Source organism: Mesorhizobium sp. M0663, assembly GCF_040320585.1.
Taxonomy (GTDB): Bacteria; Pseudomonadota; Alphaproteobacteria; order Rhizobiales; family Rhizobiaceae; genus Mesorhizobium.
On record NZ_JAMYPX010000004.1, the window covers coordinates 425,529 to 450,192 of the forward strand.

Consider the following 24,664-nt stretch of genomic DNA (forward strand, 5'->3'; position numbering starts at 1 on the left):
GGATCGATGGCATAAGAGCCGGCCTTTAAACAGTTTAAATTGCTTCGGGAGCGCAGGGCGCTGGCACAGAAGATCAAGCTTTCCACCATCGCGGATGCGCTCGGCGTGTCCACGGCCACGGTCTCGCTGGCCTTGCGCGACAGCCCGCTGGTCGCCGGCGGCACCCGCGACCGCATCAAGGAACATGCCCGCGCCATCGGCTATATCTACAACCGCCGCGCCGCCAGCCTGCGCACCTCGCGCTCAGGCATAGTCGGCGTCGTCGTCCACGACATCATGAACCCGTTCTTTGCCGAGATATTGCGTTCGATCGAGAGCGAACTCGACCGCAGCCGGCAAACCTTCATCCTGTCGAACCACTACGACCAACTCGAGAAACAACGCACCTTCATCGACACGCTTCTGCAGCTCGGCGCTGACGGCGTCATCATGTCGCCGGCCATCGGCACACCGCCCGAAGACATAATCATGGCCGAGGAGAACGGTCTCCCGGCAGTGCTGATTGCACGCACCGTCGAAGGTGCCGACGTGCCGGTGTTTCGCGGCGACGATGCCTATGGCACCGGGCTTGCTACCAATCATCTGATCTCGCTTGGCCACAAGCGCATCGCAATGATCGGCGGTACCGACCAGACCTCGACCGGCCGCGACCGCTATCAGGGATATGTCAACGCCATGGAGGCGGCAGGGCTTGAGGTCAGGCCGTCCTGGCGCATCGCCGGCCCACGCACCAAGCAGGCCGGCTTCGAGGCCGCCGGGCAGTTCCTGGCGCTGAAGGACAGGCCGACCGCGGCCTGCTGCTGGAACGACCTCGTCGCCATCGGCCTGATGAACGGCATTGCGCGCGCCGGGCTGGTGCCGGGCATCGACATCTCTGTTACCGGCTATGACGACCTCGAGGAGGCGGCGATCGCGACGCCTGCGCTAACCACCGTCTGGAACGGCCAGCGCGAGGTTGGCCGCCGCGCCGCCAGCGCGCTGCTCGACAAACTCAACGGACAGACGGTGCGGCCGTCGCAGGAACTGATCAAGCCGGAACTGCATGTGCGCCAGTCGACCGGCAAACCGGTGGAACGTGCATGACAAAAACCAAACAGCAAGCTGTCGCCATTCTGGTGCCGGGCCAGTTCAACGATCATGCGGTCGGCCGCATCGACGGGGTGTTCAGCCGCGTCCGGATCGAACGCGCCGATCCGTCGCTGGTCACCGACGAGATGCGCCTTACGGTGCGCGGCATAGCCGCCTTTGGCGGCATAAGCGCCGCGTTGATGGACGCGCTGCCAAAGCTCGAGATTATCGCCAATTTCGGCGTCGGCTATGATTCGGTCGATGTCCGCCACGCCGCACGGCGCGGCATCATGGTCACCAACACACCGGATGTGCTGACCGAAGAGGTCGCCGATACGGCGCTCGGCCTGTTGATCAATACCATCCGCGAACTGCCGCGCGCCGAGGCCTGGCTACGCGACGGAAGCTGGCTGCGCAACGGCAACTATCCGCTGAGCCGGCTGACCTTGCGCGGGCGCCAAGTCGGTATCTTTGGCATGGGCCGCATCGGCCTCGCCATTGCCCGCCGGCTCGACGCTTTTGGGCTGCCCATTGCCTATCACAACCGGCGCCGCGTCGAAGGCCTGTCCTATGACTATCACCCGACGCTGAAAGGTCTCGCCGAGGCGGTCGACACACTGATCTCGGTGGCGCCCGGCGGGGCTTCGACGGAAAAGGCCGTCAATGCCGAAATTCTCTCGGCTCTTGGGCGGAACGGCGTCTTTGTCAACATCGGCCGGGGCAGCACGGTCGACGAACCAGCCCTTGCCGCCGCACTTGCCAGCGGCAGCATCGCCGCTGCCGGGCTAGACGTCTTTGCCGACGAGCCGAATGTGCCAGCGGCGTTGCTTGCCGCGCCCAACACCTCGCTTTTGCCACATGTCGGCTCGGCCTCGCAGCACACCCGCCGCGCCATGGCGGACCTGTGCGTCGAAAATCTGGTCTCGTGGTTTTCGCAGCGCAAGGCGCTGACGCCGGTGCCGGAGACGGCAAATGTCAAGGCAAGGCCGTAAGCGGGCTGCCATATCTATTAACTTCAGCTTAACCCTTCGGAATCATTCTGGTCCCTTCGCAGTGTCTGTCCGCCTGACAGGACATGACAGCAAGAGGAAGCGCGCCTCCCTGATCTCTTCGAACCGGCGCGCTTGAAATGCGCGGAGAACCAGGATGAAGACGCTTCCTGCATTGATGGCTGTCGCTGTACTGTTCGGCAGCGCCCAACTGTTTTACGCCGGTAGCGGTGAAAGCCGTGCGGCCAGTGAGTCACCGCCTTCATCCGGCAACTACAGGCTGGTAGCCCATGGCGACGAGGGGTCTTGTGCGGTCAGCCGCGGCGCCGAGATTTCGCAAGGCCTGTCGCTGTTGACGGTCGCAGCAAATTGCCGCCGGGTGTTGCCCGGCGTGGAGCAGGCGAAGTTCTGGCGAGAGCAGGATGACGGCACGGTCACCCTCAGCGCCAACGGCACCGATCCGATCGTCATGTTCTCAGTCGCCGACGGCGATGGTTACGAATCCTACGCGCCGGCGCTGCCGCTGCTGACGCTGGCGTCGGCCGGCAACTAGCGAGCGCGGCAGGACTATTCCGCGGCTGCGCGCGCACCCGATTTCGCCGCCTGATGCAGACGTACAGCATCGCCGAAGGCGCGAAATATCTTTACCGAGATACTGTCCGATTTGACCCAGTATTCGGGATGCCACTGGACGCCGACGGCGAAAGCCCGTGCATCGCGCACCGAAACCGCCTCGACGGTGCCGTCGGCGGCGACCGCTTCGACCTGCAGCTTTGGGCCAAGTCGGCCGATGGCCTGGCGATGCACCGAATTGACCATGATGTCGCCGGCGCCGAAGACCCCGGCCAAGCAGCTGCCGGGTTTTATCGCCACGCTCTGGCGGATGGCGAAGCGTTCGTCCTGATTGTCGCTTGCCGGCGCACGATGATCGAGCGAACCGGCGCGTTCCTGGATTTCGGTGGCCAGCGTGCCACCCAGCGCCACATTCATCTCCTGGATGCCGCGGCAGATGGCGAGCAATGGCACCCCGCGCTCCACCGCCCGGCGGATCAGCGGCAACGTCGTCGCGTCGCGGGCGGAGTCGTAAGGACCATTGGCTTCGCTGGCGTCACCGCCATAGAGCGAGGGATGAACGTTCGATTTGGAACCGGTGACCATGACGCCGTCGACGGCGGAAAGCAGTTCGTCGAAGTCGAGCCGGTCGCCGAAGGACGGTACCAGCAGCGGGAACACGCCTGCACCCGAAAGCGCCGCTTCGAGATATTGCTGTGGCGCGGCATGCCAGGTGTAATTGTCGAACTGGCGGACATCGGTCGATACGGCGACGAGCGGCTGGTGCATTTGGTCCGGATCCCATCGGGTGCAACGAATTATCTGCCTGCAAAATAGGCGATCCGAAGGCGCATTTCCATGGCAAGTTTCGGCGTGTCGCGTAGGCCAGTTAATCGACCTTAGACTATAGTTGCAAGATCTGCCCCAACGCCGTGAATTTCCCCGAAATGCGCCGCTCAAACCGGGCTGCCGTGCTGGACTCGACTCCTTGCCTGTGTATTGTCGGCTCGAAGCCGATCCGGGCGCCGAAGTGTCCCGAATGTCGGTCAGTGGATCCAAAAGGGAGGAACTTCATGGATCGTCGTTCGTTCATCCGCAAGGCCGGCACCGCCGGCGTTGGCGCCGCGGCCGCTGCCGCGACACTTGCCGCGCCGGCCATCGCCCAGTCCAATCCGAAAGTGACCTGGCGGCTGGCGTCGTCCTTCCCGAAGTCGCTCGATACGATCTATGGCGGCGCCGAAGTGTTTTCCAAGATGCTGTCGGAGGCGACCGACGGCAACTTCCAGGTCCAGGTCTTCGCCGCCGGCGAACTCGTTCCCGGCCTGCAGGCCGCCGATGCCACCACTGCCGGCACCGTCGAGGCCTGCCACACCGTGGCATACTATTACTGGGGCAAGGACCCGACCTGGGCGCTGGGAGCGGCGGTTCCGTTTTCGCTCAACGCGCGCGGCATAAACGCCTGGCACTATCATGGCGGCGGCATCGATCTGTTCAACGAGTTCCTGGCGACGCAGGGTCTGTTTGGGCTGCCGGGCGGCAATACCGGCGTGCAGATGGGCGGCTGGTTCCGCAAGGAGATCAAAACGGTCGCCGACCTTTCCGGCCTCAAGATGCGTATCGGTGGTTTTGCCGGCAAAGTGGTGCAAAGGCTCGGCGTGGTTCCTCAGCAGATCGCCGGTGGCGACATTTATCCGGCGCTGGAAAAAGGCACGATCGATGCCGCCGAATGGGTCGGCCCCTATGACGACGAGAAGCTCGGCTTCTACAAGGTTGCGCCCTATTACTACTATCCCGGCTGGTGGGAAGGTGGACCGACTGTCCATCTGATGTTCAACAAGGCGAAGTACGACGAACTTTCGCCGGCTTACAAGTCGCTGGTGCATACTGCCGCTCAAGCGGCCGACGCCAACATGCTGCAGAAATACGACTATCTCAATCCGGCGGCGGTTAAGCGGCTGGTTGCCGGCGGTGCCAAGTTGAGCCCGTTCAGCCAGGAGATCATGGCCGCCTGTTTCGAAAAGGCCAACGAAGTCTATGCCGAGATGGAAGCCTCGAACGCGCCGTTCAAGAAGATCTGGGATTCGATCAAGGCGTTCCGCAAGGAGCATTATCTCTGGGCGCAGGTGGCCGAGTACAACTATGACACCTTCATGATGGTCCAGCAGCGCAATGCCAAGCTCTAGAACATTCTGCGACGCCGAGTGGCTCCACTCGGCGTCGCAGAAATGGGCTAAAACAAAGCGGATGCCCGGTTTTATTTGAATGCATTCCGCTCCAGGAAGACGTGGTTCTTGTCAAAGGACCCTGAGCACGCCCCGTGTTCCTTCCTGTCAGCCTCGGACGCACTGACTTCCACCGGTATTCCCGCCCGGAGCATGGCAATAGAACACTGTCGACTTGATGCGGCCACGCATCAGTTGCTGGACCTCACCCGGTTGTAAGCCGGCGTCGCCATAGGTGGCGGGGTCGCCTTTCCCCGGCTTCATCAGCCCGGCTTTATCAGATTGAGGATGAAGCCATCGATGCGACGCAGAACCGCGAAGCCTGCCGGTGGCAACTGGCCCGATGGATCAGCTCTGAGGCACTGCCAGGACTTTGACCTCACCTGGCGCCGGCGGGTTGGCAATGATCGCCACCGCCTCGTCGAGGCTGACTTGTCGTGATATCAGCCGATCTACTTCGATCGCCCCCGAGGCGATAAGATCGGCGGCCCGGCGATGGGTAAAGGGGTTGAGGAAGGAACCCAGGACCTTCAACTCACGGAACAGCAGATCGAACGGTTCGAACGCCACTTTCATGCCTTGCGGCATCACGCCGACGACGACGACGGTGCCGCCCGCTTTGGCCAGCCGCATCGCCTGCTCAACAGTGTCTTTCACGCCGGCGCATTCGAACACCACGTCGACGCCGCCCGGCATCAAACCCGACCGGCCGACGATCGCATCGGTGACATCGAAGGCGCTGGGATCGAGCGTCGCCGTTGCGCCAAATTGCTCGGCAAGAGCCCGCCGCGAGGCCTGACGGGTCGACAAGATAATGGTCGTCGCACCGGCGAGCTTTGCCAGCTGAACGGTGAGCAGGCCGATCACGCCGCCGCCGAGCACCGCGACCGACGAGCCTGGTTTGATCGCGGCAAGGTCCACGCCATGCAGGCAGCAGCCGAGCGGCTCGCAGAAAGCACCATGCGTAGGCTTCAGATCGCCTGGCAAGACGAAGGCCTGTTTCTGCGGCAGGACAAGATATTCGGCAAAGCCGCCATCGCGATGGATGCCGATGGCGCGTAGATTGCCGCAGAGATTGACCCGGCCGGCCTGACAATGCTCGCATCGGCCACAGGCAATGTTGGGATCGCCGGTGACGCGGTCGCCGACCGAAAAGCCGGATACGGCAGGTCCGACCGCCTCGACGATGCCGGAGAATTCATGCCCGGGCGTCACCGGCGGCGTGCACGGGAATTCACCATGGAAAAGATGCCTGTCGGTGCCGCAGACGCCGCACGCCTCGATGCGCACCAGCAGATCGTTCGGCCCGGCGGTCGGTTTCTCGACCTCGCACACGGCGAGGCTGCCCATTCGCTCCAACCGAACCGCCTTCATGGCTGCCGGGCCTTCCTCAGTTGAAACTCGGTGGTTGCGACAGATCAATTGCCGGCGCCGCCGGTTTCGCGGGCGGCTTTTCGTCGAAGCTCGGCGGCTGCGACAAATCCGGTGTGGAAGGTGAGGCCGGGGCAGTGCCGCCGTTGGCTGGCGGCGTGCCAAGCGGCGACAAGCCGATGCCAGGCGTTTCCGGCACCTGGTAGTTGATGGTGCCAGGATCGACGACAGTGCCTTTGTAGTGCATCACCATCTGCGGGAAGGCGATGGTCAGGCCGATCATGATCACCTGGATGCAGACGAAGGGCACTGCGCCCCAATAGATCTGCCCTGTGGTGACCGGCGCGATCTGCTTGCCGGTGAGTCGGTCGAGATAGGGCACGCGCGCGGCGACCGAGCGCAGATAAAACAGCGCGAAGCCGAAGGGCGGATGCATGAAGGAGGTCTGCATGTTGACGCCCAAAAGCACGCCAAACCAGATCAGGTCGATGCCGAGTTTGTCAGCCGCTGGCGCCAAAAGCGGCACGATGATGAAGGCAAGCTCGAAAAAGTCGAGGAAGAAGGCGAGCACGAAGACGAGGATGTTGACGCCAATCAGGAAACCGACTTCACCGCCCGGCAGCGACGTCAACAGGTGCTCGACCCAGATGTGGCCATTGACGCCGTAGAAGGTCAGCGAGAACACCCGCGCGCCGATCAGGATGAACAGAACGAAGGACGACAGCCTGGTCGTCGACGCCAGCGCCTGCTTGACCACGTCGAGCGACAGCCGCCCCTTCATCGCCGCCATTGCCAGCGCGCCGACGGCGCCCATGGCGCCGCCTTCCGTCGGCGTGGCGATGCCAAGGAAGATCGTGCCCAGCACCAGGAAGATCAGCGCCAGCGGCGGGATCAGCACGATGATCACCTGCTGTGCCAGTCTGGACATCAGGTTGATCTTCAGGCGCTGGTCGACGATCGCGACGACATAGATGAAGATGACGCCGATGGTGGCGCCGAGGATATCGGCGTTGCCGCCATGGTTCGGCGCAAGGTAGCGATACGCCGCATAGGAAACCACCACCGCCGCCAGCAGCGCCGCCAGCAGCGACAGCGCGCCGTGGCCGAGCGTGCGGGCCTCCAGCGGCAGGGCCGGCATCGACTTCGGCCGGAAGATCGACATGAGCAGGATGTAGAGCATGTAGATGCCGGTCAAAATGAGCCCGGGGATCAGCGCTCCCTTATACATATCGCCGACCGAGCGGCCGAGCTGGTCGGCCAGGACGATCAGCACCAGTGACGGCGGGATGATCTGGGCGAGCGTCCCGGACGCGGCAATGACGCCGGATGCCAGCCGCCGGTCGTAGCCGTAGCGCAGCATGATCGGCAGCGAAATCAGACCCATGGCAATGACGGAGGCCGCCACCACGCCGGTCGTCGCGGCGAGCAGCGCGCCGACGAAAATCACGGCATAGGCGAGGCCACCACGGACAGGTCCGAACAACTGGCCGATCGTGTCGAGCAGGTCTTCGGCCATGCCGGATCGTTCGAGCACGATGCCCATGAAGGTGAAGAACGGGATCGCCAGCAGCGTATCGTTCGACATCACCCGGCTGCCATAGAAATTATCCGGCAACGCGTGCAGCAACGGCCAGGCGAGATTGATCGAGCCGCCCGAATAGGGCGACAGAAGCACGCCGATGAAGAAGAACATCAGGCCGTTGGCGGCGAGCGAGAAGGCGACGGGGTAGCCGATCAGCAGGAAGACGACCAGCGAGGCGAACATGATCGGCGCCATGTTCTGGGCGATGAACTCGATCACGAGCGCACCTCTTCGACGAGCGCCTTGGCTTCGAGTTCGGCCTGCTCATGCACCGATATGAACGGAGTGGGATCGTCCATCTGACCGCGCATGATGGCGATTTTCTTGATGATTTCGGAAATGCCCTGCAGCGCGAGCAGAAGAAAGCCGACCAGCAGGATCGCCTTCGCCGGCCAGATGATCAGCCCGCCGGAATTGTTCGACATCTCCCCGCTGCGATACGACAGCGACACATAGGGAACGAAATAGACCACCATCAACGTCACGAACGGCATCAGGAAGAAGACGTGACCGAAAAGGTCGATCCAGTGCTGCACGCGGCGCGAGAACATGCCGTAGACGATATCGATGCGGATATGGTCGTTCTGCTTCAGCGTGTAGGCGGCGGCCAGCATGAAGGCGGCGCCGAACAGATACCATTGCAATTCCAGCCAGGCGTTCGAGGACATGTCGAACACCTTGCGGATGACGGCGTTGGCGGCGCTTACCAGGATCGCCAGCAGGATCAGCCACGAAACCCATTTGCCGATGAATTCGTTCAAACGGTCAATGGTTCTGGAAAGAGCGAGAAGCCCTGCCATGCATTCCTCCCTTGTGTCAGAGCGCGGCGGTTCCCTGTCCGTCGCGTCGCTGTGGACCAACGGTATGCAGTGCGTGGTCCGGCGGGTCAACACGGGACAGCCCGCATAAACACAGTTGTGAGATGACGGGCGGCAAAATGCTGCCGCGTCCTTTGCATGTCCAAGGACATGCGGCGCTTTCACTCAAGCAAAGTCGGGTGCGGCTCAGGCGATCTTCTGTTGGTCGCGGCCGGCGCCGATCAGCACAAGCATGGCGACGAGGAACAGGTACATCCAGCCGTCCCGCCATTCGAGCGGAAAATAGCCGGCCCATAGCGATTCGGCCATGCCGAAAGCGGCGGCGCCCAGTGCCGCCCGCAAAGGCGAAAGATAGCCGCCCACTGCGGTCACGAACAGGATTTTCAACCCGTAGACCAACCCTGTGCCGAAGCTGATGTTACCGTAGTAGAAGGCGGCGAGCACGCCGGCCAGTGCCGCGCAAAGGCCGCCGAAAAGCACCGCACGCCGAAACACCGCACGGACATCGACGCCGCACATCGCAGCCGCCTTGGGATCGTCGGATACGGCGCGCCAGCTCCGGCCGAAGCTCGAATATGCGAAGCCCCAAGCAGCCAGCGCTATGGCCGCCAGTACGGCGGCGCAATCGAGCAATTGGATCAGCGTCAACGTCGCCTTGAAGCTGGCATTCTGCGCGAAGACGATGGTCTGGGCCAGCATTGGCGGCAACCATAGGTCATGGGTATCGGCGGCGATGCGGCTGGCTTCCGACAAGACCAGCAATATGCCGAGCGTCGTCACCACGATGGCGTTGGGCGAGCGGTCGGCCAGCGGTTCGAAGATACTTCGCGACAGGACATGGCTGAGCAGCGCCGCATAAAGGAATGCCGCAGCTACGCCGAGCGCGACCGATGCAAACAGCGTCAGCCACAGCGCCTGATAGCCGAACGCCGCGGTGAGGATCATCGTATGCCCGCAAAAGGCGAACAGCGCGCCATAGGCAAGATTGGTACGGTGCAGGATGCCATTGGTCAGCACGTAGCCGAAGGCAAGCAATGCGTAGAGCGCGCCCGAATGCAGCCCGTTCAGAACCTGCTGGAAGAAATAGAGCATGCAAGACCCTCTATGCATGCCCCGCAATCGGGGCAGAGGTTTGGGACGAACGATATTCTCAGTACGGCGATCGCCTCAGTGACGAGCGTTGCACCCGGAATCTAACTTGTCAAACGCGAGTTATCAGTTAGATTCGCCATATGACAGTATCCTGGACTCCGCACCGCTTTACCGGTGGCATGCTGGCGCTCGATACGGCGAACACCGTCGTTTTGCGGAACGATCCGAAGAAAACTTTCGACCGTTTCGACGATCCGGCCGAGATCGCCCGCTTTGCCGAAGCCGCGAGTGCCTTTCGCGCCGCCGAGCTCGGCGGCAGGCGGCTCGTAGCGCCGGCGCCTGAAAAGATCGCACCGGTGGTGCTGTCGATCCGGGAGACGACCGATCGGCTGTTTCGCGGCGCGGTATCGAAAGGTGCGATCGCGACCGGCGATATGCCGAAATTCTTGGAAGCCTGCGCCGATGGCCTTGCTCATAGCCGCACCGAAATCGGCACGCCTGGAAAACCGTTCGGTGATCCGGCGACGCCGATTGCCTTCGAGGCCGCGCTTGCGGTCTCGGCGCTGTCGCTGCTGCGTAGCGACACCATCGCCAGGCTGCGGATATGTCCGAACTGCAGCTGGCTGTTTGTCGACAAAAGCCGCAATTCCAGCCGCCTCTGGTGCGACATGGCGGTGTGCGGCAACCGCCAGAAGGCAAACCGACACTATCGCCGCCGGACCGCGGCCAGGGAGGTCACCAATGTCTAGAAGATTCTCACGCGCGATGATTGTCGTCGCGGCGTTGTTCGCGGCGGCCGCGCTCGGCGCCTGCCGTGATTCCGGCAAGGACCAGCTGTTCGCCATTTCCGGGAAGCTGTTCGAGTTCAACTACCGGCTGGGTATCGCCACCTATGTCATCACCCTCAATCCGCTGCGGCCGGTGGGTGAGGGGCAGGTCGCTGTGGTCTCCTTCCAGAACCCGGCCGGTGGTGATCCGATCATCGTCACCCAGAAAATATGGCCGAAGCTGCCGCATGTGACGCTCACCAGCCCGCCGCTTACCTGCGTTGTCAAGGACAAGCCCTATGCGGTGTCGATCCGCATCGAGGATTCCAGCGGCAAGTTGCTGCAGAGTTTCGCGACCACTCTGACGTCCTCGCTCGACCAGTCGGTCCTGCCCGACCGGCCTCTGGTGGTCGGGCCAGTCTACGAGCTCAACAAGGACTTGGCCGGCCATGTCGACGGCAAGCTGCCCGGTGAACCGAAGCCCAGTTGCCCAAAGGCTGCATGATGCATCACCAGCGGCACTGACCGCCGCCGGAATTTTTCATGCTCGGCCATCCTCCCCGACAGGCGTTTCGTGGCGCTACACGGCCGCGCACGGATCGTTTGTTGCGGACCGCCTGGCACCTTCGATTTTGTTTGACCTCCCCGGCAAGGGAAGAAAGACTGTGGGCACTCGACTCCGACGTTGGCCGCGCACCACCAGGCGCGGCCTCCGCACAGGAAATGCCTGATGACGCTGCACAATGTCGCGCTCGACGACAAGTTCGACCTGGCAAAGGAGCGCATCTTCCTGTCGGGTGCCCAGGCAGTCATCCGCATGCTTCTGATGCAGCGCGAGCGCGACCGCCGGGCTGGCCTGAACACCGCCGGTTTCGTCTCCGGCTATCGCGGCTCGCCGCTCGGCGGCCTCGACATGCAGCTGTGGAAGGCCAGGAACCAGCTCGCGCAGTCGGACATCGTCTTCCAGCCCGGTCTCAACGAGGAGCTCGCCGCCACCGCCTGCTGGGGCTCGCAGCAGGCCGAATTGCTGGGCGAGGGTACCCATGACGGCGTTTTTTCGGTCTGGTACGGCAAGGGTCCGGGCGTCGACCGCTCCGGCGACGTGTTCCGCCACGCCAATCTCGCCGGGTCGTCGAAACATGGCGGCGTGCTGGCCCTGATGGGTGACGACCACATGGCCGAATCCTCGACCAACGCGCATGCCACCGAGTTCCTGTTCGTCGACACCATGGTGCCGATCCTTAATCCGGCCGGCGTCCAGGAGATCATCGACTACGGCCTCTACGGCTTTGCCATGTCGCGTTTTGCCGGCACCTGGGCGGCGATCAAATGCGTCAAGGACAACATCGAATCGACGGCCTCGGTCGATGCCGCGCTCGAACGGCTGAACATCATCGTGCCGGACTTCGACATGCCGCCCGGCGGCCTCAATATCCGTAACGAGATCGACATGCTCGGCCAGGAGGAGCGGCTGCATGAACACAAGCGCGCCGCCGCTTCGGCCTTCATCCACGCCAATGGGCTGAACCGGATCGTCTATTCGGGCGGCAGCAGCGCCAAGCTTGGCATCGTCACCATCGGCAAGAGTTATCTCGATGTTCGCCAGGCGCTGGAGGATATCGGCATCGACGAAGCGGCCGCCAGTCGCATCGGTATCAGGCTGTTCAAGGTCGGCTGCCCGTGGCCGCTCGACCTGCAGCACATCGCCGACTTTGCTCGCGGCCTCGATACCATCGTCGTCGTCGAGGAGAAACGCTCGCTGATCGAGGTGCAACTGCGCGAGAACCTTTACGGCACCGCGACGCAGCCGATCATCGTCGGCAAGAAGGACGAGCGCGGCGACTGGCTGTTCCCGGCCAAGGGCGCGCTCGACCCCAACGATATTGCCATCGCGCTCGGCGAGAGGATTTTGCGAACGATCGGCCCGTCGGAAGAAATCGCCGCGCGGGTGGCGAAGTTGCGCCAGTTCCAGGCGATGCTGGCCGACACGTCAGACATCGCCTCGCGCACGCCCTTCTTCTGCTCCGGCTGCCCACACAATTCCTCGACCAAGGTGCCGGACGGCTCGCTCGCCGCCGCCGGAATCGGCTGTCATTTCATGGCGCTGTGGATGGACCGCAACACCGTCGGCTTCACCGCCATGGGCGGCGAGGGCGCGCAGTGGGTCGGCCAGGCGCCGTTCTCGAAGCGCGAGCACATCTTCCAGAATCTGGGCGATGGCACTTACAACCACTCGGGTGTGCTGGCGATCCGCTTCGCGCTGTCGACCGACGCCAACATCACCTACAAGATCCTCTACAATGACGCCGTCGCGATGACCGGCGGGCAACCGCACGAGGGCGGCCTGACGGTGGACATGATCGCAAGGCAGGTGCGCGCCGAGGGCGTGGAGCGCATCGCCATCGTCACCGACGAGCCGGACAAATATACCGGCAAGGTGGAATTTCCCGCCGGCGCCACCATCCATCACCGCGACGACCTCGATCTCGTCCAGCGCGAGTTGCGTTCGGTCAAAGGCGTCTCGGTGCTGCTCTACGACCAGACCTGCGCCGCCGAGAAGCGTCGCCGCCGCAAGCGCGGCACCTTCCCCGATCCCGACAAGCGTATCTTCATCAACGAGCTGGTCTGCGAAGGCTGCGGCGATTGCGGCGTGCAGTCGAATTGCGTCTCGATCCAGCCGGTCGAGACCGAATTCGGCCGCAAGCGCAAGATCGACCAGTCGAGTTGCAACAAGGACTTCTCGTGCGTCAACGGTTTCTGCCCCTCCTTCGTCACCGTCCACGGCGCCAAAATCAGGAAAGCCGAAGGCATAGCCGGCGCGGCCGACCCGCTCGCGGGGGTGCCGGCGCCGGCGCAATTTACGCTCGGTGAACAAGGCTGGGCGGCGATCATCGACGGTGTCGGCGGCACCGGCGTCGTCACAATAGGCGCGGTGCTCGGCATGGCCGCGCACTTGGAAGGCAAGGGCTGCGGCATGATCGACATGGCCGGCCTCGCCCAGAAGGGCGGCTCGGTGTTCACCCATGTCCGCATCGCCCGCACGCCGGACGACATCCACGCCATTCGGGTATCGGCCGGCAAGGCCGATCTCGTGCTCGGCTGCGATCTCGTCGTTTCGGGTGCCAAGAAGGTGTTGGCCGCGGTGCGCGAAGGCCATACCATCTTCCTCGCCAACACTGCCGAGATCATGCCGGGCGAGTTCGCCCGTTCGGCCGATTTCTCGCTGCCCGTCGAGCGGCTGAAGAAAGCGATAAGAACGGCCGCGGGCGACGACAGGACGCATTTCTTCGACGCCACCCGCACCGCCACCGCGCTGTTCGGCAGCTCGCTTGGTGCCAACATGTTCATGCTCGGATTCGCCTTCCAGCATGGCGGCTTGCCGCTGTCGGCGGAGGCGGTCGAAAAGGCGATCGAGCTCAACGGCGAGGCGGTAGCGATGAATATCGCGGCATTTCGCTGGGGCCGCCGCGCCGCCCACCAGCCGGATTTCGTGCGCAGCCTTCTCGCCCAGCCGGGCAAGGCCACGCAGCATGCCGCCATTGCCGAGACGCTGGACGATATAATTGCTCGCCGCGTCGCCTTCCTGACCGCCTATCAGAACGCCGCCTATGGCAAGCGCTATGCCGACAGACTGGCGGCGCTGCGCAAGGCCGAAACCAATGCTGTGCGCGGTTCGACCGTGGTGACCGAGGCTGCCGCAAAGAACCTGTTCAAGCTGATGGCGATCAAGGACGAATACGAGGTGGCGCGGCTTTATACGGACGGCTCCTTTGCCGCAGAGCTCGCAAAGCAGTTCCAGAGCTACGGCAAGCTTGAATTCCATCTCGCACCGCCGATCATGGGCAGGCGCGGCAGTGACGGCAAGCCGAAGAAATCGAGCTTTGGCCCGTGGATGATGAACGGGTTCCGCCTGCTGGCGGCGATGAAGGGGCTGCGCGGTACCGCTTTCGACCTGTTCGGCTACAGCGCCGAGAGGCGTATGGAGCGGCAGCTTCTTGCCCTCTATGAAGCCGACCTGGAGCTTGTCGCCGGCGCGCTGGCGCCGGGCAAGATCGAGGTTGCTGCCGCGCTTGTTTCGGTACCGGCGCTCATCCGCGGCTTTGGCCACGTCAAGCAGGCCAGTGCCGAAAAAGCCGCCGGCGAACGCCAGCGTCTGCTCGACCGCCTCTCGACGGCGCCGCTGCGGCCGCAACTTCAAGCCGCCGAATAATTCAGCGCTGTGATACTCCTTGTTTACCTGAACTGTAGTTTCCCTGCTTCCGCTGCGTCACCAATGGATGCCAATAGAGCCCGAACCGCTGCTCTAAACCTTTCTTAAGGCCAATGTGACACTGCTGGGTTCCCCAGGGTTGGGATCCAGGCGTGAATCTGAGACGAAAAAACGAGATTCCGGTCGACGTTTACATTCCGTTCGTGGAAACGCTGTTTCGCGACGGGTTCACGCTGTCGATCGGCCTTGTTGCGCAGACACTCCTCGTCATTCTGGTCTATTGGAAGACCATGGACTTGGCGTATCTTCTAGTTGCCGCTGGGCTCATCATTGTCGGTACTCTGCGCCTTCGCAACATCCGAAAATACGGGCGACTTCCTTCCCCGACGACGTGGGAAGAAGCCCATGATCGCGAAAACGATTACATAATTTTCGGTTCGATGCATGGTTTCATGCTTGGCGCGTTCTGTTTCGTCAGTATCTATCTGGCAAATGACAGCCACGACAACTATGCCGAAATAGCCTCTGTCTGCGTCACTCTGGCATCGGTCACGTCGATTGCCGGCCGCAATTATGGGTCGCCGCGCATGGTTATGATTTTTATCATAACCACCACATGGCCCATATCGCTTGGCTTTATCCTGCGCGGCGATATCTACCACATCATCCTCGGTCTGATGTCGGCCCCTTTTCTGTTTGCGATCAAGCGGTTCGCCGACATCGTCCGCGAAGTCCTGTTTACCGCCCTGTCGGAGGAAAAGAAGGCGAACCGCATCGCGCAGCGTTTCAACCGCGCGCTCAACACCATGTCGCATGGCCTTGTCATGCTGGGTCCCGACGGCCGGGTGGCGGTGGCCAATGCCGAAGCCGCGCACCTGATGTCGCTCAAATCGGCCGATGCGCTGCTAGGCCGCTCGATCCACGGTCTGCTGATGCGCGGCGCTGCAGGCGGCATGCTGGCGCCGAAAGATTGCCGTTACATCGAAGCCCAGCTGACGCGTGCGTTGCGCGAGGGCCGCGACCGCAAGGTCCTGGTCTCGCTCACCAACGGCCAGCACTATGAATTTTCGGCGCGCGAAGGCAGCCAGGAACTGGGCGTCGTCACTTTCGAGGATGTGACCGCCCGGGTCGAGGCGGAAGACAAGATCCGCTTCATGGCGCGCTACGACAGTCTCACCGGCCTGCCCAACCGCGCCTACTTCCACGAGTTGGTGGTGGAAGCCATGGCCTCAGGGGATCCCGAGCGTCTCTGCGGGCTGGTGGTGCTCGATCTCGATGATTTCAAGAGCGTCAACGACACGCTCGGCCATCCGGTCGGCGACGGATTGATCTACGCCGTTGCCGAGCGGCTGGCGGCAGTCGCTGGGCCAGGCATCACCGTCAGCCGCTTCGGCGGCGACGAGTTCATGATCTTCTTCGAGCGCATCGAGGATGAAAGCCACCTGACCGGCCAGGTTGATGAGATCTTTGTCAATCTACAGGGCGAGGTCGATGTCGCCGGCCACGGATTACGCATCCAGGCCAGCGGCGGCGCGGTGCTGTCGCGGGTCAAGGATACCGACGTTGACGCCATGATCGTCAAAGCCGACCTTGCACTCTACAAGGCCAAGGAGCTTGGCAAGAACGGTTGGCGGCTGTTCGAGGCCTCCATGGATGCTGCCTTCCGCAGCCGTCAGCTGATGAAGGCGGACCTGCGCAGCGCCGTGGAAAACAACGAATTGCGGGTGGTCTATCAGCCGATCGTGGCGATGAGCACGATGCGTATCGCCAGTTGCGAAGCGCTGTGCCGCTGGGATCATCCCGATCTCGGGCCGATTTCCCCCGGTATCTTTATTCCGCTGGCGGAGGAAATGGGGATTATTTCCGACATCAGCACCTTCGTCCTGCATGCGGCCTGCACGGAATGCGCCAAATGGCCGGCCCAGACCAGCGTGTCGGTCAATCTCTCGGCCAAGGATTTCCGCAACCGTGATGTCATCCAGAAGGTTCGCGACGCGCTGGCTGAATCCGGTCTCTCCGCCGGACGTCTGGAGATCGAGGTCACCGAGACGGCGCTGCTCGACGACAAGTCGCTGACACGCCAATATATCGAGGAGTTGAAGCGGCTCGGCGTGCGCATTGCGCTCGACGATTTCGGTACCGGATATTCGAGCCTCAGCTATCTCCACAAACTGCCGCTCGACAAAATCAAGATCGACCGCTCGTTCCTGATGGATGTCACTCAGAACAGCCGGTCGCTCGAATTGCTCAAGGGCATCGTCAACCTGTCACGGCCGCTGGGACTTTCGGTTACCGTCGAAGGTGTCGAGACCTTCGAACAGCTCAAGATCCTGGCATTGCAGGTCAAGCCGGACCTGGTCCAGGGCTTTCTGTTCGGGTCGGCACTCAGCGCGTCCGGCATCGAGACGATGTCGAGCACCGTCTGGCCCTTCGCCAAGGACATCCAGACGGCAAGGAAGGCGCCGCGGCGCTGACTTCGCGCTGAAAAACCGCGTATTTTAGTATAATTTTATTAATTGTTAACCCTAACGAGCGGTAAACGAGCTCCTATTTATTTTCATCTTTACATCTCATGACCCGTCCGTAGTGTCGGCTGGTGGCGGTAATCGCGGGGAATAGAGTTCATGTGTGCCCAGTTGAGTTCGCTCGGCCATGCGGCGGGCGCTGGTGGGAAAGATGCGTCCGAGACCATGTCCAGCTTCGCGCAACATGTTTATGCGCTGCTTGACCGGACGGAGTACCGACGCTGTGAAAGCGGCGAGGACTTCGAAAGCATTTACAGGCTGCGCTACAATTCCTATCGGATGAACGATCTGGTGCCCGAGAATGCGTCCCGTCAGGTCCATGACGAATTTGACGAACTGCCCAATTGCCATACGTTCGGAATCTACATCGAGGGGCGGCTGGTCAGCACAATGCGCCTGCATAACGTGTCTGCTGATAACGCCACATCACCAGCGCTCAGCGTCTACAAGGACTTGTTGATGCCGCGTCTGGCGGCCGGCGAAGTCTTTATCGACCCGAGCCGTTTTGCCGTGGACGCCGAATGGTCACGGCTTTACCCGCAGATCCCGTATGTGACGCTGCGCCTTGCGGGCATGGCTTGCTTCCATTTCGGCGCGCCTTATTGCATATCCATGATCCGCGAGGACCATGCGGCTTTCTACAAGCGCATCTATCGGGCGCGACCGATTGGCGATGCGCGGCCCTATGCCGGCGTGATCAACTGTTTCGCGCTGCTTTATCAAGCCGATGTCCTGGCGATCAAGAATGAAACCTACGCTCGCTTTCCGTTCTTCCGTTCGACGCCAATGGAGCAGCGCATGTTGTTCGATACGCCCGGTGCCGGCGAACTCGCCCCGCTGACCATCCTGCCCACCGCCAAGTATTTTCGCGAAGCCGCCTGAACGAGCCCATGGAGCCTTCCGGTCGCTTCGGCGTTCTGGGCAAGGGTGCTGGTGGTAGGTCGGCATTGCCGGCATCCGCCAAGCATCGCTTCGATAGCGATCCGATCAAAGGAACCGATATGACCATTTCCACGCTCGCCCTTACCCCGCTTATCTCGCTGATTGCAGGCGTGCTGATCCTGGTGATGCCGCGGCTGCTCAATTATATCGTCGCCCTTTATCTGATCGTTGTCGGCCTGCTCGGTCTGTTCCCGCATCTCGCCGGCTAACGACATCGGCAATAGCGGACCTGCCATCCATTGGGATTGGTATCGCCGCGCTTCGCGCAGCGATTTCAAGTTTTGCTTGAGATTGTTGGCTGCGGCGATGCGGCAATAGCGCCATTGCCCTTAACGCGGCTTTTCGCTATGTGCCTGAAAGATGTCTTCGAAGGGGTATTCCTATGGCTGAACACACGCCGACCGGTCCTGTCGAACTGGGCGCGAAGATGGACTATGCCGAGCACGACCGCACCTATGCCGGCTTTGTGATGCTGGCCAAATATGGGTCGCTATTTTGCGCCGCCGTGCTTCTGGCCATGGCGTTCGGCTTCTTTGTGGGCGGCTTCTTCTCGGGGACTATCCTGTTCGTGCTGATCCTGGCCGTCGGCGCCTTTATTCTCCGATAGACTCCTCCAACCTTTGTCGAGGGCGCCGCCGGTGGCCGGCCGGCGTCTTGGGTAACGGGTTCCGGCCGAAAGGATCATGCGGTGGGACAGACGGTTTTCATCCCTCGTGAGCTCGACGCGAACGAGCCGCGCGTCGCGGCCTCGCCCGACACGGTGAAACGGCTGGCGGCGCTGGGTTTCGGCGTGGTCGTCGAAGCCGGCGCAGGCACTGCTTCGCGCATTCCCGACGAGGAGTTTGCCAAGGCCGGCGCCGCGATCGGCAAGGCCGGCGATGTTTCCAGGGCTGATGTCGTGCTGAAGGTGCGCCGGCCGAGCGATGCCGAGCTGAAAGCCTATCGGCCGGGCACTGCCGTCATTGCCATCATGGATCCATATGGCAACGATGCTGCCGTCGCCGCGCTGGCCAAGGTTGGTGTTACTGCCTTTTCCATGGAGTTCATGCCGCGCATCACCCGTGCCCAGTCGATGGACGTCCTGTCCAGCCAGGCGAACCTCGCCGGCTATCAGGCAGTGGTCGACGCGGCTGCCGAATATGACCGGGCACTGCCGATGATGATGACGGCCGCCGGCACGGTACCGGCGGCGAAGGCCTTCATCATGGGCGTCGGCGTCGCCGGTCTGCAGGCCATCGCCACCGCGCGCCGCCTCGGCGCCGTGGTCACCGCCACCGATGTGCGCCCGGCCGCCAAGGAGCAGGTTGCCTCGCTCGGCGCAAAATTCCTGGCGGTCGAGGACGAGGAGTTCAAGGCGGCCGAGACGGCCGGCGGCTACGCCAAGGAAATGTCAAAGGAGTATCAGGCCAAGCAGGCGGCGTTGACCGCCGAGCACATCGCCAAGCAGGACATCGTCATCACCACCGCGCTGATCCCCGGCCGTCCGGCGCCGAAGCTGGTCTCGGCGGCGATGGTCGCCTCGATGAAACCCGGCTCTGTGATCGTCGACCTCGCGGTCGAGCGCGGCGGCAATGTCGAGGGCGCCGAAGCCGGCAAGGTGGTGACCACGGCCAACGGGGTAAAGATCGTCGGCCATCTCAACGTTCCCGGTCGCGTCGCCGCCTCCGCTTCGCTTCTCTATGCCAGGAACCTCTATGCCTTCCTCGAGACGCTGGTCGACAAGGCGGCGAAGACGCTTGCCATCAACCACGACGACGAACTGGTCAAGGCGACGATGCTGACCGATGCTGGCAAGATCGTGCATCCGGCTTTCGCAAAGGCTGAGCAGGAGCCGCCAAAGGGCCAATATGTCGAACCACCGGCCATTCCGGCCAGGACGATGGTTGCCGAGGCTTCGGCGAAGCCGGCTGCGAAGAAAACGGCCGCTTCGAGGAAGCCCAAGACCACCGGAGGGATCGCGTGATGGACCAGACCCTGCAGAAAGCCCTCGACCAGCTCGACGAGGCGACAGCTGCCGTGCGGCTCGCGGTGCAGAACCTGGCGGCCGCGCCCGGCACCGAGGCGGCGGGTGACGCCGCTCACGCGCTGTCCGGCGGTGCCATCGATCCCTTCGTCTTTCGCTTCGCCATCTTTGTCCTGGCGATCTTCGTCGGCTACTACGTCGTGTGGTCCGTCACGCCGGCACTGCACACGCCGCTGATGGCGGTCACCAACGCCATTTCCTCCGTCATCGTCGTCGGTGCGTTGCTGGCCGTCGGCATCTCGGCCTCGGGCATCGCCACCGGCTTCGGCTTCGTTGCGCTGATGCTGGTATCGGTCAACATCTTCGGCGGTTTCCTCGTCACCCAGCGCATGCTGGCCATGTACAAGAAGAAGGAAAAGTAGGCCGCTATGAACGCCAACTTCGCCTCCTTTCTCTATCTGGTCTCCGGCATACTGTTCATCCTGGCATTGCGCGGCCTGTCGCATCCGACCACCAGCCGCCAGGGCAACATGTACGGCATGATCGGCATGGGCATCGCCATCGCCACGACGCTGGCGCTGGCGACCCCTTCGGCCGGGCGCTTCGGCCTCATAGTGCTCGGGCTGCTGATAGGCGGCTCGGCCGGTGCGGTCACGGCACGGCGCATTGCCATGACCTCGATGCCGCAGCTGGTCGCCGCCTTCCACTCGCTGGTCGGTCTTGCCGCGGTCATGGTGGCGGCCGCCGCCATCTATGCACCGGAAAGCTTCGGCATCGGCACCGTCGCCGATATTCATGCCCAGGCACTGATCGAGATGAGCCTCGGCGTTGCCATAGGTGCCATCACCTTCACCGGCTCGGTCATCGCCTTTTTGAAGCTCGACGGCCGCATGTCGGGCAAGCCGATCATGATCGGTGGCCGCCACTTCATCAACGCGGCCCTTGGCATTGCGCTGATCGTGCTGATCGTGCTGCTCGTCACCGCCGAGTCCAAGGTGGTGTTCTGGCTGATCGTTGCCGCCTCGCTGGTGCTGGGTGTGCTTCTCATCATCCCGATCGGTGGCGCCGATATGCCGGTGGTCGTGTCGATGCTGAATTCCTATTCGGGCTGGGCCGCGGCCGCCCTGGGCTTCACGCTCGGCAATCTGGCGCTGATCATCACCGGCGCGCTGGTCGGCTCGTCGGGCGCCATCCTGTCTTACATCATGTGCAAAGGCATGAACCGGAGCTTCATCTCGGTCATCCTCGGCGGCTTCGGCGGCGAGACATCAGCCATTGCCAACGACGGCATCGAGCGCACGGTCAAGCAGGGCTCGGCCGAGGATGCCGCCTATCTGATGATGAATGCGCAAAAGGTCATCATCGTGCCGGGCTACGGCATGGCCGTCGCCCAGGCGCAGCACGCGCTGCGCGAGATGGCCGACAAGCTCAAGGCCAACGGCGTCGACGTCAAATACGCCATCCACCCGGTTGCCGGCCGCATGCCCGGGCACATGAACGTGCTCTTGGCCGAAGCCAACGTGCCTTATGACGAAGTGTTCGAGCTGGAGGACATCAACTCTGAGTTCGCGCAGGCCGACGTCGCCTATGTCATCGGGGCCAATGACGTCACCAATCCCTCGGCTCGTGACGACAAGTCCTCACCTATCTACGGCATGCCAATTCTCGACGTCGACAAGGCGCGCACCTGCCTGTTCGTCAAGCGCTCGCTCGGCTCCGGCTATGCCGGCATCGACAACACGCTGTTCTACAAGGACGGCACCATGATGCTGCTCGGCGACGCCAAGAAGATGACCGAGGAGATCGTCAAAGCGATGGATCACTGAAACGGCGTCGCTGCCAACTCACTGCCGATCGTCGAATACAGCCAGGCTCCGCGCCGGGCTTTTTCTTGGCTGTTACCGGTTCTGAAGCTACGATGCCGACCCGTCGTCTTGCTAACGGAGTCATCGTGGAGGTGCTGGTGCCCGACCCTGGTTCTGCTGCATCGCCGGCCGCCGATCTGACCGCAGCAGAGAAGGCGCCACGCAAGCGCAGCCAGGCGGTAGTGGTCGTGCACGGCATGGGCGAGCAGCGGCCCATGGACACGTTGAGGGAGTTTGTCCAGGCCGTATGGAGCCACGATCCGGCCCGGGCACCGTTCTATGCCCATGTCCCCGATCCGGCCGACCCGATGGGTGCGAAGATCAACCAGAGCTGGATCACGCCCGACAGCCGGACCAATTCGCACGAACTCCGCCGGATCACCACGCCCTATGATGTCGATGGCCGCCGCACCGATTTCTACGAGCTTTACTGGGCCGACATCACCCAGGGCACGACCCGAAGCCGCCTTGCTGCCTGGGTGACGACCCTGCTCTGGCGCAAGCCGGCCGATATTCCGCGCGATGTGCTCAAACTCTATGTCGTCACGCTTTTGGCCACCATCGTCGTCCTCGGCGCGGCGCTGGCGCTCGCAACGTCGACCTGGCAAGGCTACATCTCCTGGACGACCGGTGTGCTTGTCACGGTTCTGGCGTCGTTCGTCATCTGGTCGGTGGACCAGTTTGGCTTGCCTTATTTCGGCGACGTCGCCGCCTATGTGCGGGCCGAAGCGGCAACGGTCGAGAAGCGGGCGCTGGTCCGCGAGCGTGGCCTCAAGCTGCTGAAGCGTCTCATGATGGACGATGCCTATGACCGCATCGTGCTGGTCTCGCACAGCCTCGGGTCGATCATCGCCTATGATCTGTTGCAGATATTGTGGGCCGATTTCAGGCCTAGAAAGTTGGAAGCCATTCGCGACAAAGCGAGGCTGAAGGCGATCCACGCCGTCGACAAGGCGACGCTGGCCGCCGATGCCTCCGCTTGGCCCGACAGCCTCGATGACCTCCCCGCATTCCGGCGCAGCCAATGGGAGCTCTACCGGCAGCTTCGCGTCGGCGACGCCGATCATCCGCTGCCGTGGAAGATCAGCGATTTCGTCACACTCGGCAGTCCGCTGACCCACAGCGAATTTCTGGTGACCTACAACCTCGCCGAATTCAGGCGCGGCATCGCCGAGCGCCTGTTTTCGGCATGCCCGCCGATTGCCGACAGGGCGGCGGGCGGGACCATGCTCTACCAGGAAGGGCGCAGCCATTCCGGCAAGCCGCAGCGGGCGGTGCATCATGGCGCGGTGTTTGCCGCGACGCGCTGGACCAATATTTTCGACAGGGGCAATGGCTGGCTGACCGGCGACCCGATTTCAGGGCGGATGACGGAAAATTTTGGTCCCGGCGTGGAAAACATCCAGGTCGAGCTGCGCGGCTCGGGCGGCCGCGTCTTCACGCACAGGCTCTACTGGTCGCTGACGGCGAGCGGCGTCGAGGTCAACGCGCCGGCCGGCGTACAGCCGCGCTCGCACCTTGCCGTGCTGCGCGATGCGGTCGATCTCGGCCGCAAACTGGAAGCTGAGCTGTAGGCGGCGAGCAGCGCACGACAATGCCGCGGCGGCAGTTCAAAGCAAGGTCCCCTTCGGGCGTAATCTTCCCGAAGCGGACCGAGTTCGCTTAGTCACCGATCAACGATTGGTCAGGAAAATCGCTTCCTCGTCGTCGCGCTGCCTGCCGCCAAGTGCTGCAGCCGCGCTGGCAATGAAGGCCCCGACGACCAGCGACAGCGCGCCAATCAGCGAGAAGGTGGCGCCTGCCTTTCTGGCGGTGTCGGCCGCCTGCTGGGCCTTGACCTTGGCGTCCTGCGCTCTGGCGATTACCGTATCGACGCGAGCGGTGGCATCCGCTTCGGACAGGCCTGTGCGGGCGGCCACCAGCCGCGACAGATAGGTCTTGTCGTCGGCCGATATTTCGCCTGCTGCGGCACTCGCGATTAGAATGCGCGATGCCTGCGCCGTTGCCGCGGCGTCGCTCTCCGGATTGGCGGCAGCGAGCCTTGTCGGATCGGCCGGGCGGAACAGCGTATCGACGAAATACGATGTGGCGTTGTCAGTCGAGGCGCTACCCGCGTTTGCAGCAGCACCTGCCGAAGCGCCCATTGCCGCGCCCGATGCCACAGTCGAAGCAGCCTGGACACCGGTACCTATCGCGGCCGAAAGCGCCGTGCCGAGCACGCCGGCGACGAGCAGCGTCGCCAGCGCCCAGGCCAGGAAGCCGTGAGCGGTATCGCGGAAGAAGACTTCATCGGTGTGGATGCCGACCCATTTGGTGCGCAGGCGTCCGGCGAGGTAGCCGCCCAGGGCCGACGACAGCCACTGCACGACGATCAGCCAGACGGCGGTGGAAACGGCGAAAGTGGTGACTGACGCACCCGAGCCGGACCATGGCGACACCATGCTCAGACCAAGCCCGGAGCCGAGCAGCATCAAGATGAAGGTAAGCGTTGACGCAGCAAAGGCGCCGGCGACGATTGGCCCCCAGCTGACAGCAGTGGAAGCGGATTCCGTCGGGGCGGAAACGTCGACAGCTGTTACGGTGGACTGCATCGAAGCCTCCCTACCGCGCGAACAGCATGATCAGAATAATGATCGGAATTGGGACTCCGAGAAGCCAGAGCAAAATGCCACGTCCCATGGATGCCTCCTGCGGCGAT

At 62.8% G+C, this 24,664-nt stretch carries 21 protein-coding genes; 15 read left to right on the plus strand and 6 right to left on the minus strand.

The annotated features are described in order from the left end of the window. Nucleotides 1-60: 60 nt before the first annotated feature. The 3 genes from NKI54_RS11455 to NKI54_RS11465 all read left to right on the plus strand — a co-directional run bounded on the left by NKI54_RS11455 (nucleotide 61) and on the right by NKI54_RS11465 (nucleotide 2,610). Nucleotides 61-1,083 (plus strand): LacI family DNA-binding transcriptional regulator, encoded by a 1,023-nt coding sequence (locus tag NKI54_RS11455; protein WP_023676245.1) that lies wholly within the window; start codon nucleotides 61-63, stop codon nucleotides 1,081-1,083. After that, entirely contained in the window at nucleotides 1,080-2,060 is a 981-nt protein-coding gene (locus NKI54_RS11460; RefSeq protein ID WP_023676246.1) for a 2-hydroxyacid dehydrogenase, read from the plus strand. The genes NKI54_RS11455 and NKI54_RS11460 overlap by 4 nt, the downstream gene beginning before the upstream one ends. Before the next feature lie 154 nt (nucleotides 2,061-2,214). Continuing rightward, on the plus strand, nucleotides 2,215-2,610 hold the full coding sequence (locus NKI54_RS11465; protein ID WP_031211664.1) for a hypothetical protein: 396 nt from the start codon (nucleotides 2,215-2,217) through the stop codon (nucleotides 2,608-2,610). Between the two features lie 14 nt (nucleotides 2,611-2,624). Here NKI54_RS11465 and NKI54_RS11470 read toward each other — a convergent pair whose 3' ends face one another. Further along, nucleotides 2,625-3,398, minus strand: a complete 774-nt coding sequence (locus NKI54_RS11470; RefSeq protein WP_023676247.1) for a gamma-glutamyl-gamma-aminobutyrate hydrolase family protein — start codon at nucleotides 3,396-3,398, stop codon at nucleotides 2,625-2,627. Between the two features lie 284 nt (nucleotides 3,399-3,682). Here NKI54_RS11470 and NKI54_RS11475 point away from each other — a divergent pair, with 284 nt between their 5' ends. After that, the gene (locus NKI54_RS11475; protein ID WP_023676249.1) at nucleotides 3,683-4,792 is read left to right on the plus strand and encodes a TRAP transporter substrate-binding protein; all 1,110 of its coding nucleotides are present in this window, start codon (nucleotides 3,683-3,685) and stop codon (nucleotides 4,790-4,792) included. 387 nt (nucleotides 4,793-5,179) lie between these two features. Here NKI54_RS11475 and NKI54_RS11480 read toward each other — a convergent pair whose 3' ends face one another. The 4 genes from NKI54_RS11480 to NKI54_RS11495 all read right to left on the minus strand — a co-directional run bounded on the left by NKI54_RS11480 (nucleotide 5,180) and on the right by NKI54_RS11495 (nucleotide 9,694). Further along, nucleotides 5,180-6,205 carry a zinc-dependent alcohol dehydrogenase family protein gene (locus NKI54_RS11480; protein WP_352691502.1) on the minus strand — a complete coding sequence of 342 codons (1,026 nt, stop codon included), beginning with the start codon at nucleotides 6,203-6,205 and terminating at the stop codon, nucleotides 5,180-5,182. A gap of 16 nt (nucleotides 6,206-6,221) precedes the next feature. Next, on the minus strand, nucleotides 6,222-8,000 hold the full coding sequence (locus NKI54_RS11485; RefSeq protein WP_352635057.1) for a TRAP transporter large permease: 1,779 nt from the start codon (nucleotides 7,998-8,000) through the stop codon (nucleotides 6,222-6,224). Further along, nucleotides 8,000-8,584, minus strand: coding sequence for a TRAP transporter small permease subunit (locus NKI54_RS11490; RefSeq protein ID WP_352691503.1), 585 nt, complete (start codon nucleotides 8,582-8,584; stop codon nucleotides 8,000-8,002). The genes NKI54_RS11485 and NKI54_RS11490 overlap by 1 nt, the downstream gene beginning before the upstream one ends. Before the next feature lie 204 nt (nucleotides 8,585-8,788). After that, complete coding sequence (locus NKI54_RS11495) at nucleotides 8,789-9,694, minus strand: branched-chain amino acid ABC transporter permease (RefSeq protein ID WP_023676253.1); 906 nt, start codon at nucleotides 9,692-9,694, stop codon at nucleotides 8,789-8,791. Between the two features lie 140 nt (nucleotides 9,695-9,834). Here NKI54_RS11495 and NKI54_RS11500 point away from each other — a divergent pair, with 140 nt between their 5' ends. From NKI54_RS11500 to NKI54_RS11550, 11 genes are all read left to right on the plus strand, one after another. Beyond that, nucleotides 9,835-10,443 carry a CGNR zinc finger domain-containing protein gene (locus NKI54_RS11500; RefSeq protein WP_352454730.1) on the plus strand — a complete coding sequence of 203 codons (609 nt, stop codon included), beginning with the start codon at nucleotides 9,835-9,837 and terminating at the stop codon, nucleotides 10,441-10,443. Then, on the plus strand, nucleotides 10,436-10,966 hold the full coding sequence (locus tag NKI54_RS11505; RefSeq protein ID WP_352452209.1) for a hypothetical protein: 531 nt from the start codon (nucleotides 10,436-10,438) through the stop codon (nucleotides 10,964-10,966). Before NKI54_RS11500 ends, NKI54_RS11505 begins: the two co-directional genes overlap by 8 nt. A gap of 225 nt (nucleotides 10,967-11,191) precedes the next feature. After that, nucleotides 11,192-14,671 carry an indolepyruvate ferredoxin oxidoreductase family protein gene (locus NKI54_RS11510; protein WP_352634943.1) on the plus strand — a complete coding sequence of 1,160 codons (3,480 nt, stop codon included), beginning with the start codon at nucleotides 11,192-11,194 and terminating at the stop codon, nucleotides 14,669-14,671. A gap of 152 nt (nucleotides 14,672-14,823) precedes the next feature. Further along, entirely contained in the window at nucleotides 14,824-17,145 is a 2,322-nt protein-coding gene (locus tag NKI54_RS11515; protein ID WP_352452207.1) for a putative bifunctional diguanylate cyclase/phosphodiesterase, read from the plus strand. Between the two features lie 150 nt (nucleotides 17,146-17,295). Beyond that, nucleotides 17,296-18,078 (plus strand): N-acyl amino acid synthase FeeM domain-containing protein, encoded by a 783-nt coding sequence (locus NKI54_RS11520; protein WP_023676258.1) that lies wholly within the window; start codon nucleotides 17,296-17,298, stop codon nucleotides 18,076-18,078. A gap of 119 nt (nucleotides 18,079-18,197) precedes the next feature. Continuing rightward, complete coding sequence (locus tag NKI54_RS11525; protein WP_013528205.1) at nucleotides 18,198-18,347, plus strand: DUF3096 domain-containing protein; 150 nt, start codon at nucleotides 18,198-18,200, stop codon at nucleotides 18,345-18,347. Between the two features lie 173 nt (nucleotides 18,348-18,520). Further along, nucleotides 18,521-18,745, plus strand: coding sequence for an aa3-type cytochrome c oxidase subunit IV (locus NKI54_RS11530; protein WP_352522521.1), 225 nt, complete (start codon nucleotides 18,521-18,523; stop codon nucleotides 18,743-18,745). An 81-nt stretch (nucleotides 18,746-18,826) separates the two neighbouring features. Further along, nucleotides 18,827-20,101 (plus strand): Re/Si-specific NAD(P)(+) transhydrogenase subunit alpha, encoded by a 1,275-nt coding sequence (locus NKI54_RS11535; RefSeq protein ID WP_352578573.1) that lies wholly within the window; start codon nucleotides 18,827-18,829, stop codon nucleotides 20,099-20,101. After that, on the plus strand, nucleotides 20,101-20,523 hold the full coding sequence (locus tag NKI54_RS11540) for an NAD(P) transhydrogenase subunit alpha part 2 (RefSeq protein ID WP_502898217.1): 423 nt from the start codon (nucleotides 20,101-20,103) through the stop codon (nucleotides 20,521-20,523). The genes NKI54_RS11535 and NKI54_RS11540 overlap by 1 nt, the downstream gene beginning before the upstream one ends. 6 nt (nucleotides 20,524-20,529) lie before the next feature. After that, nucleotides 20,530-21,927 carry an NAD(P)(+) transhydrogenase (Re/Si-specific) subunit beta gene (locus NKI54_RS11545; RefSeq protein WP_352454727.1) on the plus strand — a complete coding sequence of 466 codons (1,398 nt, stop codon included), beginning with the start codon at nucleotides 20,530-20,532 and terminating at the stop codon, nucleotides 21,925-21,927. 92 nt (nucleotides 21,928-22,019) lie between these two features. Then, nucleotides 22,020-23,540, plus strand: coding sequence for a hypothetical protein (locus NKI54_RS11550; RefSeq protein WP_352634948.1), 1,521 nt, complete (start codon nucleotides 22,020-22,022; stop codon nucleotides 23,538-23,540). A gap of 99 nt (nucleotides 23,541-23,639) precedes the next feature. Here the strand turns inward: NKI54_RS11550 and NKI54_RS11555 are convergent, their stop codons facing one another. Continuing rightward, nucleotides 23,640-24,557, minus strand: coding sequence for a hypothetical protein (locus tag NKI54_RS11555; protein WP_352634950.1), 918 nt, complete (start codon nucleotides 24,555-24,557; stop codon nucleotides 23,640-23,642). Between the last annotated feature and the right edge of the window lie 107 nt (nucleotides 24,558-24,664).

Coding starts and splice junctions, on each gene's coding strand:
- NKI54_RS11555 (WP_352634950.1), bottom strand. CDS start 24,557: ATGCAGTCCACCGTAACAGCTGTCGACGTTTCCGCCCCGACGGAATCC.
- NKI54_RS11520 (WP_023676258.1), top strand. CDS start 17,296: ATGTGTGCCCAGTTGAGTTCGCTCGGCCATGCGGCGGGCGCTGGTGGG.
- NKI54_RS11500 (WP_352454730.1), top strand. CDS start 9,835: ATGACAGTATCCTGGACTCCGCACCGCTTTACCGGTGGCATGCTGGCG.
- NKI54_RS11505 (WP_352452209.1), top strand. CDS start 10,436: ATGTCTAGAAGATTCTCACGCGCGATGATTGTCGTCGCGGCGTTGTTC.
- NKI54_RS11545 (WP_352454727.1), top strand. CDS start 20,530: ATGAACGCCAACTTCGCCTCCTTTCTCTATCTGGTCTCCGGCATACTG.
- NKI54_RS11550 (WP_352634948.1), top strand. CDS start 22,020: ATGCCGACCCGTCGTCTTGCTAACGGAGTCATCGTGGAGGTGCTGGTG.
- NKI54_RS11470 (WP_023676247.1), bottom strand. CDS start 3,398: ATGCACCAGCCGCTCGTCGCCGTATCGACCGATGTCCGCCAGTTCGAC.
- NKI54_RS11530 (WP_352522521.1), top strand. CDS start 18,521: ATGGCTGAACACACGCCGACCGGTCCTGTCGAACTGGGCGCGAAGATG.
- NKI54_RS11465 (WP_031211664.1), top strand. CDS start 2,215: ATGAAGACGCTTCCTGCATTGATGGCTGTCGCTGTACTGTTCGGCAGC.
- NKI54_RS11525 (WP_013528205.1), top strand. CDS start 18,198: ATGACCATTTCCACGCTCGCCCTTACCCCGCTTATCTCGCTGATTGCA.
- NKI54_RS11460 (WP_023676246.1), top strand. CDS start 1,080: ATGACAAAAACCAAACAGCAAGCTGTCGCCATTCTGGTGCCGGGCCAG.
- NKI54_RS11480 (WP_352691502.1), bottom strand. CDS start 6,205: ATGAAGGCGGTTCGGTTGGAGCGAATGGGCAGCCTCGCCGTGTGCGAG.
- NKI54_RS11510 (WP_352634943.1), top strand. CDS start 11,192: ATGACGCTGCACAATGTCGCGCTCGACGACAAGTTCGACCTGGCAAAG.
- NKI54_RS11495 (WP_023676253.1), bottom strand. CDS start 9,694: ATGCTCTATTTCTTCCAGCAGGTTCTGAACGGGCTGCATTCGGGCGCG.
- NKI54_RS11475 (WP_023676249.1), top strand. CDS start 3,683: ATGGATCGTCGTTCGTTCATCCGCAAGGCCGGCACCGCCGGCGTTGGC.
- NKI54_RS11540 (WP_502898217.1), top strand. CDS start 20,101: ATGGACCAGACCCTGCAGAAAGCCCTCGACCAGCTCGACGAGGCGACA.
- NKI54_RS11490 (WP_352691503.1), bottom strand. CDS start 8,584: ATGGCAGGGCTTCTCGCTCTTTCCAGAACCATTGACCGTTTGAACGAA.